Annotated in this window: 13 protein-coding genes; 4 read left to right on the forward strand and 9 right to left on the reverse strand. The window is 55.9% G+C overall.

The annotated features are described in order from the left end of the window. Positions 1 to 68 precede the first annotated feature (68 nt). Positions 69 to 1,013: a DUF1471 family protein YdgH gene (ydgH, locus tag AB3N39_RS09160; protein ID WP_367897229.1), complete on the reverse strand. Its 945-nt coding sequence runs from the start codon at positions 1,011 to 1,013 to the stop codon at positions 69 to 71. 535 nt (positions 1,014 to 1,548) lie between these two features. Between ydgH and pntA the strand changes: the two genes are divergently transcribed. Together pntA and pntB are read left to right on the forward strand one after the other, a co-directional pair. After that, on the forward strand, positions 1,549 to 3,078 hold the full coding sequence (gene pntA, locus AB3N39_RS09165) for a Re/Si-specific NAD(P)(+) transhydrogenase subunit alpha (RefSeq protein ID WP_133294265.1): 1,530 nt from the start codon (positions 1,549 to 1,551) through the stop codon (positions 3,076 to 3,078). A gap of 10 nt (positions 3,079 to 3,088) precedes the next feature. Next, positions 3,089 to 4,477: a Re/Si-specific NAD(P)(+) transhydrogenase subunit beta gene (gene pntB, locus AB3N39_RS09170; RefSeq protein WP_133294266.1), complete on the forward strand. Its 1,389-nt coding sequence runs from the start codon at positions 3,089 to 3,091 to the stop codon at positions 4,475 to 4,477. Between the two features lie 64 nt (positions 4,478 to 4,541). On the opposite strand, the gene uspE is transcribed toward pntB, so the two are convergent. The 7 genes from uspE to AB3N39_RS09205 form a co-directional block, all read right to left on the reverse strand. Beyond that, on the reverse strand, positions 4,542 to 5,492 hold the full coding sequence (gene uspE, locus AB3N39_RS09175) for a universal stress protein UspE (protein ID WP_032640084.1): 951 nt from the start codon (positions 5,490 to 5,492) through the stop codon (positions 4,542 to 4,544). A gap of 109 nt (positions 5,493 to 5,601) precedes the next feature. Beyond that, positions 5,602 to 5,784: a hypothetical protein gene (locus AB3N39_RS09180; protein ID WP_014883604.1), complete on the reverse strand. Its 183-nt coding sequence runs from the start codon at positions 5,782 to 5,784 to the stop codon at positions 5,602 to 5,604. A gap of 147 nt (positions 5,785 to 5,931) precedes the next feature. Beyond that, positions 5,932 to 6,684 carry a fumarate/nitrate reduction transcriptional regulator Fnr gene (fnr, locus tag AB3N39_RS09185; RefSeq protein WP_006174991.1) on the reverse strand — a complete coding sequence of 251 codons (753 nt, stop codon included), beginning with the start codon at positions 6,682 to 6,684 and terminating at the stop codon, positions 5,932 to 5,934. A gap of 183 nt (positions 6,685 to 6,867) precedes the next feature. Further along, on the reverse strand, positions 6,868 to 7,383 hold the full coding sequence (gene ogt, locus AB3N39_RS09190; RefSeq protein WP_045401311.1) for a methylated-DNA--[protein]-cysteine S-methyltransferase: 516 nt from the start codon (positions 7,381 to 7,383) through the stop codon (positions 6,868 to 6,870). Positions 7,384 to 7,393: 10 nt separating this feature from the next. Next, a complete protein-coding gene (gene abgT, locus AB3N39_RS09195) occupies positions 7,394 to 8,920 on the reverse strand; it encodes a p-aminobenzoyl-glutamate transporter (RefSeq protein ID WP_367897230.1) in 1,527 nt (508 codons plus the stop codon). A 41-nt stretch (positions 8,921 to 8,961) separates the two neighbouring features. Further along, positions 8,962 to 10,407 (reverse strand): M20 family metallopeptidase, encoded by a 1,446-nt coding sequence (locus AB3N39_RS09200; RefSeq protein ID WP_252092813.1) that lies wholly within the window; start codon positions 10,405 to 10,407, stop codon positions 8,962 to 8,964. Then, positions 10,407 to 11,717: a M20 family metallo-hydrolase gene (locus AB3N39_RS09205; RefSeq protein ID WP_136194752.1), complete on the reverse strand. Its 1,311-nt coding sequence runs from the start codon at positions 11,715 to 11,717 to the stop codon at positions 10,407 to 10,409. The genes AB3N39_RS09200 and AB3N39_RS09205 overlap by 1 nt, the downstream gene beginning before the upstream one ends. Before the next feature lie 175 nt (positions 11,718 to 11,892). On the opposite strand from AB3N39_RS09205, the gene AB3N39_RS09210 reads away from it, so the two are divergent. Together AB3N39_RS09210 and smrA are read left to right on the forward strand one after the other, a co-directional pair. Then, on the forward strand, positions 11,893 to 12,804 hold the full coding sequence (locus tag AB3N39_RS09210) for a LysR family transcriptional regulator (protein ID WP_136194753.1): 912 nt from the start codon (positions 11,893 to 11,895) through the stop codon (positions 12,802 to 12,804). A gap of 354 nt (positions 12,805 to 13,158) precedes the next feature. Next, positions 13,159 to 13,722: a DNA endonuclease SmrA gene (gene smrA, locus AB3N39_RS09215; protein WP_032640096.1), complete on the forward strand. Its 564-nt coding sequence runs from the start codon at positions 13,159 to 13,161 to the stop codon at positions 13,720 to 13,722. A gap of 27 nt (positions 13,723 to 13,749) precedes the next feature. Here the strand turns inward: smrA and AB3N39_RS09220 are convergent, their stop codons facing one another. Beyond that, complete coding sequence (locus AB3N39_RS09220; RefSeq protein WP_136194755.1) at positions 13,750 to 15,411, reverse strand: methyl-accepting chemotaxis protein; 1,662 nt, start codon at positions 15,409 to 15,411, stop codon at positions 13,750 to 13,752. Positions 15,412 to 15,505: the final 94 nt, after the last annotated feature.

A 15,505-nucleotide genomic window follows, 5' to 3' on the forward strand; every position in this document is an offset into this window, starting at 1 on the left:
GTGAGGCAGAAATTCAAAAAAAGTAACAAAAAAGGCGGCATTGCGCCGCCTTTCGTAAACGACTTTTGTTACTTGTACAGATCGGCGCTGATGGTCACGTTGTTACCACGTTCCTGCCACTGGCGGGTGATGTGGTAGTACTTCGCCCCTTTCTTCGCCGCACGCTTCGCGACCTGGTAAGAGACTTCCGTCATGTTGCCGTAGTTGCCGGTAAATTTGATGCTGTCGAACGGCACCATCTGCCCTGCAGTGGCGTTGTTCAACTCTTCAATTTTGGTACCGTCCGGCAGCGTAACGGAGTAACGGCCACCTTTCGTGGACTGCGTTTCAAAGAAACGACCCACTTCAGCGCTTGGGGCCGCCGTCGTTGCGACGCCTGGAATTTCAACTTTCTTCGCGGCTTCGCCACCTTTCGCTATCGCCGCGCGACCCGCTTCTGAATTCGCCGGGATGGCATCCGGGCTTTGCAGAACACGTTTTTTCGCATCTTTTTTATAGATGAACGCGGTAATGCGCTGGTTGCCACCCTGGTTAGCATCGACCTGACGCACGATGTAGAAAGAATAAGCTCCTTTCTCTTTCGCGGCTTTGGTGATGGCATCGTTCACTTCAGGCTGGCTGCGGTAAAAGCCCTGAACGGTGACGGTGTCGTAGGGTTCCAGCTCAATCGCCTGATCTTTCGGCAGTTCAACAACACCGTTGATCACGCGGTTTTTCGGTGCGTCAGCTTTTGGCGCATTGTCTTTGAATAGCGCGATGGTCACGCGCAGGTTACCGCTGTTGCCGTAATCGGACTGGTCAACGACATAAAACGAGGCCGCCCCGTTTTTATCAGCAGCTTTTGATGCAGCGGCGACGGCGTCGCCAATAGAATTATAACGACCCACAATGACCGTATGGTCAAAAGGTTTTAACGCTGCCGCTTGCTCCGGCGTTAACTCTGTTGCGGCATTCGCAGACAGGGCGGTCGCGGAAAGAAGTGCGGACGCCAGGAGTGTGTTCTTAAGCTTCATAAAAATGATCCTTCGCCTTGCGCAAACCATGTACTGGTATTGTTGTTAATTTAAGACGGTCCCGATTATTGCATTTAAAACCCGTCGCTGTCTGCGCCATTTTTCACTGCCTGTGCTCACTGAATCACCTTATTCGATAACATTTAGTGATATGTTGAAAAAACACGCGTTTGACAAGTAAAACTGATAAAGCATATGACTTTTGCAAGTTAATTTAATGTTAATAAGTTGTTCTCTTACGGCGCTATATCATGTTTTTACCGCTTCGCTTGCGCGATTTATCGGTTCCGGCGATGAATTTAAGGTAAATATCACTGTCAGTGACGCCGATCGCTTATTTTTCACAGATAAAGTAAGAAATAGTGTTTTCTGGCGGTAGATCACGGGCGCTATTTTCAGTAGGTTATAGACAGTTTGTTACTGTTTTATTTTCCGGGGTTAATCATATCTCGTCGCTGGCGCGATGGTGAAAATTGATACAAACCGCGGGCATTTATCGATAAACCATCATCAAGAACCGATGGAAGGGAAAACTATGCGTATTGGGGTACCAAAAGAACGGTTAGCCAATGAAACCCGCGTAGCGGCAACACCGAAAACGGTGGAGCAACTGCTTAAGCTGGGTTTTACGGTCGCGGTTGAAAGCGGCGCGGGCAAACTGGCGAGTTTCGATGACGAGGCCTTTATCCAGGCTGGCGCGGAAGTGGTCGACGGTGCTGACGTCTGGCAGTCGCAGGTGATTCTGAAGGTCAACGCACCGGAAGAGGGTGAGATTGCGCTGCTGAATCCGGGGACAACCCTGGTGAGCTTCATCTGGCCTGCGCAAAACCCGGAGCTAATGGAGAAGCTGGCGGCCCGTGGCGTGACCGTAATGGCGATGGACTCCGTGCCGCGCATTTCGCGCGCGCAGTCGCTGGATGCCTTAAGCTCCATGGCAAACATTGCTGGCTACCGCGCCATTGTTGAAGCAGCCCACGAATTTGGTCGCTTCTTTACCGGTCAAATCACCGCCGCGGGTAAAGTCCCTCCGGCGAAAGTCATGGTGATTGGCGCGGGCGTGGCGGGCCTTGCTGCAATCGGTGCGGCAAATAGCCTGGGCGCTATCGTACGCGCCTTTGACACCCGTCCTGAAGTAAAGGAACAGGTCCAGAGTATGGGCGCCGAATTCCTTGAGCTGGACTTCAAGGAAGAAGCCGGCAGCGGCGACGGTTACGCGAAGGTGATGTCCGAAGCCTTTATCAAAGCCGAAATGGAACTCTTCGCCGCTCAGGCGAAAGATGTCGACATTATTGTCACCACCGCGCTTATCCCGGGTAAACCTGCGCCGAAGCTGATCACCCGTGAGATGGTTGATTCCATGAAGCCGGGCAGCGTGATTGTCGACCTGGCCGCCCAAAACGGCGGTAACTGTGAATATACCGTACCGAATCAGGTGACCACGACCGCTAACGGCGTGAAGGTGATCGGCTATACCGATCTGCCGGGCCGTCTGCCAACGCAGTCTTCTCAGCTGTACGGCACTAACCTCGTCAACCTGCTTAAGCTGCTCTGCAAAGAGAAAGACGGCAACGTCACCGTTGATTTCGACGATGTGGTGGTGCGTGGTGTGACCGTGGTCCGTGAAGGTGAAATTACCTGGCCTGCGCCGCCTATTCAGGTATCTGCTCAGCCTCAGGCGGCACCGAAAGCGGCGCCTGAGCCAAAAGAATCTGCTAAACCGGCTTCACCGTGGCGTAAATACGCGATCATGGCGCTGGTGATTATTCTGTTCGGCTGGCTGGCTGACGTCGCGCCAAAAGAGTTCCTCGGCCATTTTACCGTCTTCGCGCTCTCCTGCGTCGTAGGTTACTACGTGGTTTGGAACGTCTCCCATGCGCTGCACACGCCGCTGATGTCGGTAACCAACGCCATCTCCGGGATCATCGTGGTGGGGGCGTTACTGCAGATTGGTCACGGCGGCTGGATCAGCTTCCTGAGCTTTATCGCGGTACTGATCGCCAGTATCAATATTTTCGGTGGTTTCACCGTGACTCAGCGCATGCTGAAAATGTTTCGTAAAGGCTAAGGGGTAGCATATGTCTGGAGGATTAGTGACAGCCGCATACATTGTTGCTGCAATCCTGTTTATTTTCAGTCTGGCGGGGCTTTCCAAACACGAAACGTCTCAGCAGGGGAATAACTTTGGTATCGCCGGGATGGCGATTGCGCTGATTGCCACCATCTTCGGGCCGGATACCGGCAACGTAGCGTGGATCCTGGTGGCGATGATCATCGGTGGCGCGATTGGTATTCGTCTGGCAAAACGCGTTGAAATGACCGAGATGCCGGAGCTGGTTGCCATTCTGCACAGCTTTGTGGGTCTGGCCGCGGTGCTGGTGGGCTTCAACAGCTACCTGTATCACGAACCGGGTCTGGAACCGATTCTGGTCAACATCCACCTGACTGAAGTGTTCCTGGGTATCTTCATCGGTGCGGTGACCTTCACGGGCTCCATTGTCGCGTTCGGTAAACTGCGCGGGAAGATCTCCTCTAAACCGCTGATGCTGCCAAACCGTCATAAGCTGAACCTGGCGGCGCTGGTGGTGTCATTTGTTCTGCTGGTGATCTTCGTGCGTACCGAAAGCGTCGGTCTGCAGGTGCTGGCGTTGCTGGTAATGACCATCATCGCGCTGGCATTCGGCTGGCACCTGGTGGCATCCATCGGTGGTGCGGATATGCCGGTAGTTGTCTCGATGCTGAACTCCTACTCCGGTTGGGCGGCAGCGGCGGCAGGCTTTATGCTGAGCAACGACCTGCTGATCGTCACCGGTGCGCTGGTGGGTTCTTCCGGCGCGATCCTGTCTTATATCATGTGTAAGGCGATGAACCGTTCGTTCATTAGCGTAATCGCCGGTGGTTTCGGGACAGATGGCTCTTCTTCCAGTGCTGATGAAGAAGTGGGTGAGCACCGTGAAATTTCTGCGGAAGATACCGCAGACATGCTGAAAAACTCGCATTCTGTGATCATCACCCCCGGCTACGGCATGGCGGTGGCGCAGGCGCAGTATCCGGTTGCGGAAATCACCGAGAAGCTGCGCGCGCGGGGCATCAAGGTTCGCTTTGGTATTCACCCGGTGGCAGGGCGTCTGCCTGGCCACATGAACGTGCTGCTGGCGGAAGCGAAAGTGCCTTACGACATCGTGCTGGAAATGGATGAGATCAACGATGATTTCGCCGACACCGACACCGTGCTGGTCATTGGTGCCAACGATACCGTTAACCCTGCTGCACAGGACGATCCGGGTAGCCCAATCGCCGGTATGCCGGTTCTGGAAGTGTGGAAGGCGCAGAACGTAATCGTCTTCAAACGTTCTATGAATACCGGTTATGCCGGGGTGCAGAACCCGCTGTTCTTCAAAGAGAATACCCACATGCTGTTTGGCGATGCTAAAGCCAGCGTGGATGCGATTCTGAAAGCGCTGTAAGTTGCGCTGAAACGAAAAAACCGCCGAATTTGGCGGTTTTTTTATTGTCGGGCGGCGTCAGGTGTTAATCGTCTTCCGGATCGTCCAGCTCAACCGGCGTCTGGTACTCATCCGGCTTAATGACCAGCAGGTCGCAGCGCAGATGGTCGATCACCTGTTCGGCGGTATTGCCGAGGAAGGCGGCAGAAATACCGGTCCGGCCGATAGTACCCAGCACCACAATCCCCGCCTGCAGGTGTTCCGCCAGGTCCGGGATCACCTCTTCAGGCAACCCTTTTTCCACGTGGGTCATTTTCTCATCAATGCTGAATTTCTGGCGCAGCGCTTTCATGGCCAGCAGATGCTGACCGCGGATCGCGTCGTTGTACACGCTTGGGTCAAATTCAGGTAGCTCAATGGCAATGTTAATAGGGGTGACCGGATAGGCACCTACCAGGTGCACTTCAGTATGATTGACCTGGTCGGCAAGCTGGATGGTCTCCTTCACCAGCTTCTCGTTCAGGGAGTTGTGGTAATCCTCTTCGCTAGCGAGGTTTACCGCCACAACGGCTTTCCCGCCTTCAGGCCACGGCTGGTCTTTAACCATCCAGACCGGGCAAGGGCATTTGCGCAGCAGGTGCCAGTCGGTCGGGGTGAAGATCACGGATTCCAGCTTGTCGTGCTGGTGCGCCATCTTCAGCAGCAGATCGTGCCCACCGGCGACAACTTCCTGGATGATGGCTTCGAAAGGTCGGTTGTGCCAGACCACTTTAATATCAATGGGAACACCCGCTTCCAGGTAATACTTCGCCTGTTCTCGGATCCACGCGGTACGCTGGCTGATGACGCCCTGACGCATAGCGGTGCGCTCGTCAGGCGACAGAAGGGTGGTCATCTCATACGAGAAGTCATAGATCGGCAAAAACGCTTTGATTTTGCCACCAATCCGTTGATGTAAATACACAGCACGTCGTAATGCCGGCTGATCGTCCTGGTTCGGATCGATAGCTACCAGCATGTTTTGATACTTGGCCATACAGGTCTCCTTACTACTGTCACCACAGTCTGTAATTAAAAGAGTAACCTATATATCCTGAATGAAACAGAGGGGAGGTTTTGCCAGATCAATATTTCATGAAAATTTATCAGAGGAAAAGTACCGTGGTCGTCACCGCGATAAACGCAATAAACAGCAGCACCATCACTGCTATCGCAAAGGTCGTGGAGTCCTGGACGTAGGTTTTTTCTTCCCCCTTCATTGGGCCGACAAGCATGATCCAGATGAAGATAAAGGTCACTGAGGCAATCACGACTGAAACGAAAAACAAACTTTCTCTCAATTCATAACCTCAACGAGAACCTTTCGGGCGCTGTGTGGGGGTGTGCTACGGTGAAAAGGTCAGATAAATGACGGGGTAATATGCCAGACCAATGAATCAGGAAAATTTATCGGTCTGGCAGTATACGTATGGCGTTTACGCCACGTTACGGGCGTGCCCGGCAAGAACGGCCAGCGCTTCACCGTTTTCGATAGTGATATATTTACCCTTAACGGCCAGCATCCCGCTTTTCTGGAAACGACCCAGCAGACGGCTGATGGTTTCCACGGTCAGACCCAGGTAGTTGCCGATATCGCCACGCGTCATCGTCAGACGGAATTCACGCGGCGAGAAGCCACGCTCGGCGAAGCGGCGGGAGAGGTTGTAGATAAACGCGGCCAGGCGCTCTTCGGCATTCTTTTTAGAAAGCAGCAGGATCATGTCCTGATCGCCTTTGATCTCACCGCTCATCAGACGCATCATCTGCTGACGCAGGTTAGGCATCTTGCCGGACAGATCGTCCAGGGTTTCAAACGGAATTTCGCAAACCATCGAGGTTTCGAGTGCCTGAGCAAAGCTCGGGTGGTGGCCCGTACCGATGGCATCAAAGCCTACCAGGTCACCCGCCAGATGGAAGCCGGTGATCTGCTCATCGCCCTGTTCGGTGATGGTGTAGCTCTTGATGGTGCCAGAACGGATAGCATAGAGCGATTTCAGTTCGTCTCCCGCTTTAAACAGCGTCTGCCCTTTCTGAATAGGCTTCTTACGCTCGATAATATTATCAAGCTGATCGAGTTCATGCTCATTCAGGGTAAACGGGATACAGAGCTGGCTGATGCTGCAATCCTGGCAATGGATAGCACAACCGCCAGACTGAATGCGTCGTATAATTCGCTTTTCCGGGATCATAGGTTTGCTCAAGCCTTAATTGATATTGGTCAATTTTAACATCTTTTTGGTAAGTACGTAAGCCTGACAAACCCTCAATAAGGACAAGAGACGACAATGCGTCGCCATCTTCTTGAAATTCCACAGCTTGATTATGGATTTTTAGCCTAACCGGTAGAAAATTAAGCACAAAAAGCCTGGGAACTAGAGCAAGAGATACCCTTCGTGACGCAGCAACCACTCTTTTCGCTGCACGCCACCGGCATAGCCTGTCATGGTACCGTTGCGGCCAATGACGCGATGGCAGGGCACCACTATGCTGACCGGGTTAGAGCCGTTAGCGGCACCCACCGCGCGTGCAGCGCCTGCGCGACCTAACTGCTCCGCGAGCTGGCCGTAATGCATGACCTGCCCGCACGGAATCGACCGCAGCGCCTGCCACACTTCGCGCTGAAAAGGCGTGCCAGCCGTGGCGGTCGGCAGAGTATCAATGATGCTGAGATCGCCTTCGAAGTACGCCGCAAGCTTGTCGCTCAGCCCACCCGGGTTGGTTGCGCTGATACGTTCATAACCCTGCAAGCGGTAATGAATATTGAGCAGCTCTTCCATGCGGTCGCTGTGCTCTTCCCACTCAACGGCGCGCAGATTGAACGTCTCATCCGCGATAACCCACAGCGGTCCAAGCGGCGTCGCAATCTTATCTTCGAGTAATCTCAGCATCCTCATTCCTTCAGTTCAGCCTCGGGTATATTCCCGGCCCAATCGGCAGGCCGACAAGATACCATGCCACCAGCATCACCAGCCATACCCCTAAAAAGATAAGCGGGTAGGGTAAAACCAGCGAATAGTAGGTACCCAGTTTGGCCTCGGGTTTATAGCGCTGGAGGAAGCCTAAAAACAGCGGAACAAACGGCGAGACCGGCGCCAGCGGTATCACCGAGGAGTCCGCGATACGGAACAGGATCTGGGCAAACGCCGGGTGAAAACCCAGCATCATAAACATCGGCACGAAGATCGGGGCCAGAATCGACCAGATGGCGGAGCCGCTGGCGATAAACATGCACAGCAGGGATGACAGCAGCGCCAGGCCGACAAACGCCGGTACGCCGCTTAGCCCGGCAGCCTCCAGCGCGTCGGTCAGGCCCACGGCCATAAACTTGCCCATGTTGCTACAGTTAAACATCGCCACAAACTGGGCCAGCGGGAACACCATCACGATAAAACCCGCCATCTCCTTCATCGGCTCGATCATCAGCTGCGGCAGATCGCCCTGGCGGCGGATTTTACCGGTGGCGATACCGTAGGCGAGCGAGACGACAAAGAAAAACAGAATAATCAGCGGCACGATGCCCTGGATAAACGGCGAAGGCAGGACCGTATGTTTAACCGGATCGCGCAGTATGCCGTTTTCCGGCACCACCATCAGCGCCACCAGCGCGATAAAGGCCAGCGAGACCACGCCCGCCACGCGCAGGCCAAAGCGCTGCGTTTCGCTCAGCGTCTCCAGCTTTTCATCACTGCGGCCTTCCCATTTGCCCAGGCGCGGCTCGACGATCTTATCGGTAATCAGCCCGCCGACAATCGTCAGGACAATGACCGAGCTTGCCATAAAGTACCAGTTGTCGATCACGCTGACGTGCATGGCCGCATCAATGGTTTTCGCCGCCTCCGTACTGATGCCCGAGAGCAGCACGTCGGTGGTGACGATCAGCAGATTGGCGGTGAATCCACAGCCCACGCCCGCAATCGCCGACAGCAGGCCCGCCACGGGGTGGCGCCCGACGGCGAGGAAGATCAGCGCCCCCATCGGCGGCATGATCACCAGCGCGGCGTCGGAGGAGATATGGCTAAAGAAGGCGATAAACAGCACCATGTAGCTGGCGTACCGCGCGCTGACGTGAGAAGCCATCTTTACCATCAATGCGGGCAGCAGGCCCACGCGTTCGGCCAGTCCGGCACCCAGCACCAGCGCCAGAATGGCGCCCAGCGGGGCGAAGCCGCTGAAGTTTTTAATCACGTTGGGTAAAAACCAGTGCAGCCCCTCAACGCTGAGCAGGTTTTTCACCGCCACCAGGCTGCCGTCGGCCGGACTGCGCACGCTGACGTCAAAGGCGGAGAGCACGGCAGTGGCGACCATCAAAATCACAATCAGATAGATAAACAGCAGGAAAGGGTGCGGCACTTTATTGCCGATCCTTTCAACCCAGCCATAGAGCTTACCGGATGGGGAATGCGAAGGTATGGATGACATACTCATGGGCGTTCCTCGGGAGTGTTGTTGTGTTGTGTTATGTTTTTTTATTTTAAAGGTGACGGTGTCACGCCCCGTGGGATCGGACACGCGTACGGTTTTTCTTGTATTTGCTGTTCAAACTCTTCACGGCATTTTTTCAGCAGCGATGCGTCCTGCAGCAGATTGAGCGCGGTTGCGCCCATCACTTTTCCGGCCAGCAGCATGCCTTTGTGGGCAATAGAGGTTCGCCCCTGAGACACCAGCTGCCAGGTGTGCAGCGGCGTGCCGACGGTAAAGCAGGGGCTGAAGCACTGGGCCACCGGCATTTTCCAGCTGACGTCGCCCACGTCGGTTGAACCCGCCAGCACGTTGTCGGTGACGGCGTAAGGCGCGACTTCATCTACCAGCAGCGTCGCCTGATGACGACGGGCAAAGGCTTTACCCGCGTCGCCACCCGTGGCGGCAATATTTTTCAGGCTGTTTTGCAGATCGTTGGGCGTCAGCGTGGCGCGGATCTCGCGGGCAAATTTTCGCTCTTCTTCGGTCCACTGCGGCGTGCCGTAGTGCTGCAGGGCGCGATACATCGCCGCCTCGAGCGTGCGGTTCGGCAGGTAGCTTGAGCAGGCTTTATCAAAGCGACACTCGACGGTGGTTTCGGTCATCATCGCCGCGCCCTGGGCAATTTTCTCGATGCGTTCGTAGATCTGCTGCGCATCGGCCATCTCCGGGGCGCGGATCAGGTACAGCACTTCGGCCTGCGCCTGTACCACGTTGGGGGAAATCCCGCCGGTGTCGGTGATGGCGTAATGGACGCGCGCTTTCTCAATGATGTGTTCGTTGAGGAAGTTGGTGCCGGTGGTCATCAGCGTCACGGCGTCCAGAGCGCTGCGTCCCAAATGGGGGGAGTTGGCCGCGTGCGCCGCCACGCCGTGAAAACGCCAGGCGGCCTGAATATTCGCCAGCGTGCTGACGTTAAACATCCCGGCAAAGGCTTCCGGGTGCCAGGTGACGGCGGCATCGACGTCATCAAACAGCCCTTCGCGCACCATAAAGGTTTTCCCGGAGCCGCCTTCCTCGCCGGGACAGCCGTAAAAACGCACCGTTCCGCTGCCGCTGTGCTGCTCCAGCCAGCTTTTCACCGCCACCGCGCCCGCAAGTGCCGCGGTGCCTAAGAGGTTATGCCCGCAGCCGTGGCCGTTAGCCCCCGGCGTGGCGGTTTGCGCGGTCGCGCAGTGTGCCTGCTGGCTTAACCCGGCCAGCGCGTCGTACTCGCCCAGCAGGGCGATAACCGGTTTTCCGCTGCCGAAGCTGGCGATAAAGGCATTTGGAATACCGCCTGCCTCGCGGGTCAGCGTGAAGCCTTCTGCTTCCAGCTCGCTGGCCAGCCGTTCGGCGGACCAGAACTCTTCAAAGCGGGTTTCGGGACGATCCCAGATCGCGTCGGCAATATCGGTTAACGTCCGACATCGCGTGTCGATCGCATCGGCAATAAAAGCGTAGTTCTCCTGCATTACACACCTCGCGTCCACGGGAAATTAAGCGCAGTTCGCGCCAGCGTTTCGATGGCGACAGGCATCACCTGCTCATCGAAGTCGAATTTTTCGTTGTGATGCCCGGCGCTCAAATCCGTGCCAAACACCATATAGGACGCCATGCCGCCGTTCTGCTGCACGCGGGCCATCATCAGCGTGGCGTCTTCGGAGCCCGCTGGCGCTTTCACCTTATCGATGGCGTGAACAACCCCGGAAACTCGGCTCGCCTGTTCGCGCAGATAATCCACCCACGCCGATGTCGGCGCGCTGGAGGTGGCAGCCCCCATCAGGCGCATCTCCGCGCTCACGCCGTAGAGCGCCGCCGCGCCGGTAATCACCGCCTTCGCGCGTTCAAAGACGTACTGATTAATCGCTTCGCTTTCGCCGCGGGTTTCAACCTTAATCAGCGCATTCGCGGGGACCACGTTGCGCCCGCTGCCCGCCTGCATCACCCCGACGTTCACCCGGGATGCGCCGTCGCTGTGCGGGGCGATGCTGTGCAGGGCGAGGGCGGCCTGCGCGGCGGCGAGCAGGGCGTTACGACCGTCCTCCGGCTTACCGCCCGCGTGCGCGGCCACGCCGGTGAAGCTCACGTCGAACTTGGTGGTGGCCATAAAGTTATCGCTGCCGCAGATTACCGTCCCGGCAGGTACGCCGGTGCCAATGTGAATGGCTGTGAAATAGTCCACGTCATCCAGCGCCCCGGCGGCAACCATGGCGCGCGCGCCGCGCGTTCCTTCTTCGGCAGGCTGGAAGATCAGCTTGATGGTGCCGTTGAGCCGGGCTTCATTCTGCTTTAGCACCTGTGCCAGTCCCAGACCAATCGTGGTGTGGCCGTCGTGCGCGCAGGCGTGCATCATGTCCGGATTGCAGGAGGCAAACCCGTCGCGGAACGGGCGATGGCTGTCGTCAAGCGCTTCGCTTAAATCAAGGGCGTCCATGTCGACGCGAAACGCCAGGGTTGGGCCCGGGCGGCCGGTATTCAGGGTGGCGACAATGCCGGTAAACCCGCCTTCAAACGGCGCCAGCCATTTCTCAGGCGCGCCCTGCGCGCGCGCGCGGGCAAACTCTCGCGCCAGGGTTGTGTCATCGGGTAACCCCATCCGGCTTTCGGCATCGACCACGTCGCGGCCCATCGCCAGTGCGTAACCCAGCGAGTCCAGTATTTCCGCGACTTTCGCGGCGGTACGAAACTCTACCCAGCCGGATTCCGCAAAATGGTGAAAATCGCGACGCCACGCGCTCAGCTGCGGCGTTAACGTCTGGATGTACTGCGCCAGTGTGTCCATATCTGTTCCTGTCATCATTAAAATATGTGAACTGCTTCACGCTGTGATAGTTTTTACTTATCACTAACCGATTTTTCACAGTTTCAACCGTTCAGGAATTACCCTCGCACATCCCTTTCCATTAAAGTAGATGACAGTTTCTTTACTCTGATAAACAACGGTTATCGGTTGGGCTATGACATTCCAGATTAAATTTCATCAAATCCGGGCGTTTGTTGAGGTTGCGCGTCAGGGCAGCATTCGCGGTGCCAGCAGGACGCTGAATCTTTCGCAGCCGGCGCTGACCAAATCCATTAAAGAACTGGAGGAGGGCATGGCGGCGCAGCTTTTCGTGCGCAGGAGTAAGGGCGTCGCGTTGACCGAATGCGGTGAGGGCTTTTACCAGCGCGCCAGGTTGATTCTGGAAGAGCTGCGCGCGGCGCAGGATGACATCCGTCAGCGGCAGGGGGAGCTGGCCGGGCAGATCAACATCGGGATGGGGGCCAGCGTTTCACGCACGCTTATGCCCGCCGTTATCACCCGCTTCCATGCGCAGCATCCGCAGGTCAAGGTGAGGATTATGGAAGGGCAGCTGGTGTCGATGATCAATGAATTACGCCAGGGCGAACTGGACTTCACCATCAACACTTATTATCAGGGGCCTTACGACCAGGAGTTTACGTTTGAAAAGCTCTTCGAAAAACCGTTTGCGGTATTTTGTCGTGAAGGTCACCCGGCAATGGGAGCAACGTCAATTAATGAACTCCTGCATTATAACTGGACAATGCCGACGCCGCGGGGAAGTTATTATAAGCAATTAGAGGAGGTATTTAGCGATCGTTCGCAAATACCGCGAATTGGTGTGGTTTGCGAAACATTTTCTTCCTGTATTAGCCTGGTTGCGCAAAGTGACTTTTTAAGCATATTGCCGCAGGAGCTAGGGTGTGACCCGCTGCTGGCGCACCGGCTGGTCATGCTGCCGGTTGTCGAATCGCTTCCTAAAGCAACCTATTATTTAATTCAGCGCCGTGATTCACGTCAGACTCCCCTTGCTGAGTCATTAATTACGCAGTTCAGAAGGGAGGTGAGGAAAATAGTCATCGCCTGAAATGCATATAAAAAAAACAGGATCTGTCCGACATCAAACAGACCCTATAGTACACACAGCAGTGCGTCCTTTCGCCAATCCTGAGTATTATATCCATGAGGCAGGTATATTTAGGTATAACACCTTTTCCGAAAAATGAAAGGCAGGCGAGTAATTGATTTAATGAATTTTTAACATAAATCACGTAATTTAACTTTGCTGAAGTTTTAGTTAAGTGTGGTTTAACTTTCTTTAATAATGACTATATATATTCATCAGGTTAATATTATTGCCACGTATCGCCCTGTAACGGTGATTGAGGCCTGTCTCGGGCGCAGGTATAGTACAGTCCTCAGATGTAGCCGGAGGATGTCCATGAACCCTGACGACAAATCATTTTTTCTTGACGCCATGGAAGATGTCCAGCCACTGAAGCGCTGCGCGGATATTCACTGGCAGCCCAGCCGCAATACGCGGGCGCGCGAGGAGGTGGATAGCGAACAGCTGGATAACTTCCTGACGCTGGATTTTCTCGACGTGCTTCCCCTGGAAGAACCGCTGGCGTTCCAGCGCGAAGGGGTACAGCAGGGCGTTATTGATAAGCTGCGCGCGGGTAAATATGCCCGCCAGGCCAGCTTAAACCTCCTGCGCCAGCCCGCCGAACGCTGCCGTCAGATGCTCTATTCTTTTATTCGTCAGGCCGGACGCGACGGGTTACGCAATCTGATTATCATTCACGGGAAAGGGCGCGAGCAGAACTCGCATCCCAATGTGGTGCGCAGCTATCTGGCGCGCTGGTTAACCGAGTTTGAGGAAGTGCAGGCTTTCTGCGTGGCGCTGCCGCATCACGGCGGCAGCGGGGCATGTTATGTTTCACTGCGAAAATCGGATGAAGCAAAACAGGAAAACTGGGAGCGGCACGCCAAGCGCAGCCGCTAGCAGGCGATCTCCTCGCCCGCCGATGACTCAGAACGTTTCCCAGTTGCTGTCGGTAGAGGCGGTAGTTGTCGCCGGGCGCAGCAGCTGTGGCGTTTTCAGACTGGCCGGGCGCGGGGCGACCGCTTTTTCTTTGCCGTTCAAGCGAAACGCGGCCACCGCCTGGCGCAGCTGCTCGGACTGATCTTCCAGCGCCGCAGCCGCCGTGGCGGACTCCTGCACCAGCGCGGCGTTTTGCTGCGTCACGCTGTCCATCTGCGAAACGGCCAGGCTCACCTGCTCAATACCGCGGCTCTGCTCGTCAGAGGCAGATGAAATCTCACCCATGATATCGGTCACGCGGGTGACGGCGGCGACAATTTCCTTCATGGTGGTGCCGGCCTCGCTAACCTGCTCAGAACCGGTATTCACCCGGCTGACAGAGTTCTCGATAAGCCCTTTGATCTCTTTCGCCGCCTGCGCGCTGCGGCTCGCCAGCGTACGGACTTCGCCTGCAACAACCGCAAAACCACGGCCCTGTTCCCCGGCGCGTGCCGCTTCCACCGCGGCGTTAAGCGCCAGAATGTTGGTCTGGAACGCAATGCTGTCGATCACGCCGGTAATATGCGCAATTTGCTGCGAACTGTCGGCGATTTCGTTCATGGTGCGAACCACGTTATCCACGACGTGACCGCCGCGCGCGGCCGTTTCAGAGGCGTTTTTCGCCAGCAGCGTGGCCTGACGGGCGTTATCGGAGTTCTGTTTAACCGTCGCGGTCAGCTCTTCCATGCTGGCAGCGGTCTCTTCGAGCGAGGCGGCCTGCTGCTCGGTGCGGGCGGAAAGATCGTTGCTCCCCGCGGCAATTTCACCTGCGCCGGTGTAGATGGAATCGGTACTTCCGCGTACGGCGCTGACGGTGGTTACCAGCGACTGCTGCATCTCATGCAGGCCGGCGGCCAGCTGACCCATCTCATTGCGACCCGAGATAGCGATCTCCTGCGTCAGGTCGCCCCCTGCAATGGCGCGAATATGGTTCATAATGGAGTGGAGTGGTTTTAACAGCAGATGTTGTAAACCCTGCCAGATGACCACCAGAACCGCGATCACGGCCAGCAGAATTGCCGCCAGCGTCCACTGCATCTGCGTGAAGCTGCTCTGGTTCTCTTCGGTTGCGGCCTTCAGCAGGGTGTTGTTTTCGGCGCGCCAGCGGTTATAGACCGCTTCCATATCGTCCTGCGCCTGCTGCGCATCCAGATCGCCATAGGCCTGATAGTTGTCGGCGCGCAGATACTCAATCGATAAACGCATGACTTCATGCATCTGGTTCCAGGATTTCTGCATCTCGTCGGTCAATGCCGCCTCCTGGCCCTTAACCTGCGGCAGCTTCTGCCACTCTTTGTTATAGGCTTCGGCTTTTGCCAGCGAGTCGCCTGCGGTGCCAAGCAGTTTGTTGATCGCTGCCAGGGAAGCCGGGTCACGCTGGTTTTTCAGGTAGCGGATCGCCACGCGGGTGACGGTGACGCGCGTTTTCACCAGCGTGTTCACGCTGTCGCTCAGGCTTTCCTGCTGGGCATTGAGCACGCCGGAATTCTGGAAGTTATGGCGATCGTTGCTGACGGCAGAGTAGAACAACCCTCCCGTGACAACTTGCAGCAGACAGAATATGGTGAGAGCAAAGATAATACCGGTAATCACGTGCAAATTTTTCAGCATAGCGGTCGTCCGTTAGAAAGGATGCAGAGGTACACCAATACTATCGTCGTATAGAATTTAAACTTTAATTTAACTCGCGCTTAACTAAGGGCTC

This window comes from Enterobacter vonholyi (assembly GCF_040834095.1).
Classification (GTDB): Bacteria; Pseudomonadota; Gammaproteobacteria; order Enterobacterales; family Enterobacteriaceae; genus Enterobacter; species Enterobacter vonholyi.

Bases quoted from the DNA above. Each gene is read 5' to 3' on its own strand.
- ydgH (WP_367897229.1), bottom strand. From the start codon at position 1,013: ATGAAGCTTAAGAACACACTCCTGGCGTCCGCACTTCTTTCCGCGACC.
- pntA (WP_133294265.1), top strand. From the start codon at position 1,549: ATGCGTATTGGGGTACCAAAAGAACGGTTAGCCAATGAAACCCGCGTA.
- pntB (WP_133294266.1), top strand. From the start codon at position 3,089: ATGTCTGGAGGATTAGTGACAGCCGCATACATTGTTGCTGCAATCCTG.
- uspE (WP_032640084.1), bottom strand. From the start codon at position 5,492: ATGGCCAAGTATCAAAACATGCTGGTAGCTATCGATCCGAACCAGGAC.
- fnr (WP_006174991.1), bottom strand. From the start codon at position 6,684: ATGATCCCGGAAAAGCGAATTATACGACGCATTCAGTCTGGCGGTTGT.
- ogt (WP_045401311.1), bottom strand. From the start codon at position 7,383: ATGCTGAGATTACTCGAAGATAAGATTGCGACGCCGCTTGGACCGCTG.
- abgT (WP_367897230.1), bottom strand. From the start codon at position 8,920: ATGAGTATGTCATCCATACCTTCGCATTCCCCATCCGGTAAGCTCTAT.
- AB3N39_RS09200 (WP_252092813.1), bottom strand. From the start codon at position 10,407: ATGCAGGAGAACTACGCTTTTATTGCCGATGCGATCGACACGCGATGT.
- AB3N39_RS09205 (WP_136194752.1), bottom strand. From the start codon at position 11,717: ATGGACACACTGGCGCAGTACATCCAGACGTTAACGCCGCAGCTGAGC.
- AB3N39_RS09210 (WP_136194753.1), top strand. From the start codon at position 11,893: ATGACATTCCAGATTAAATTTCATCAAATCCGGGCGTTTGTTGAGGTT.
- smrA (WP_032640096.1), top strand. From the start codon at position 13,159: ATGAACCCTGACGACAAATCATTTTTTCTTGACGCCATGGAAGATGTC.
- AB3N39_RS09220 (WP_136194755.1), bottom strand. From the start codon at position 15,411: ATGCTGAAAAATTTGCACGTGATTACCGGTATTATCTTTGCTCTCACC.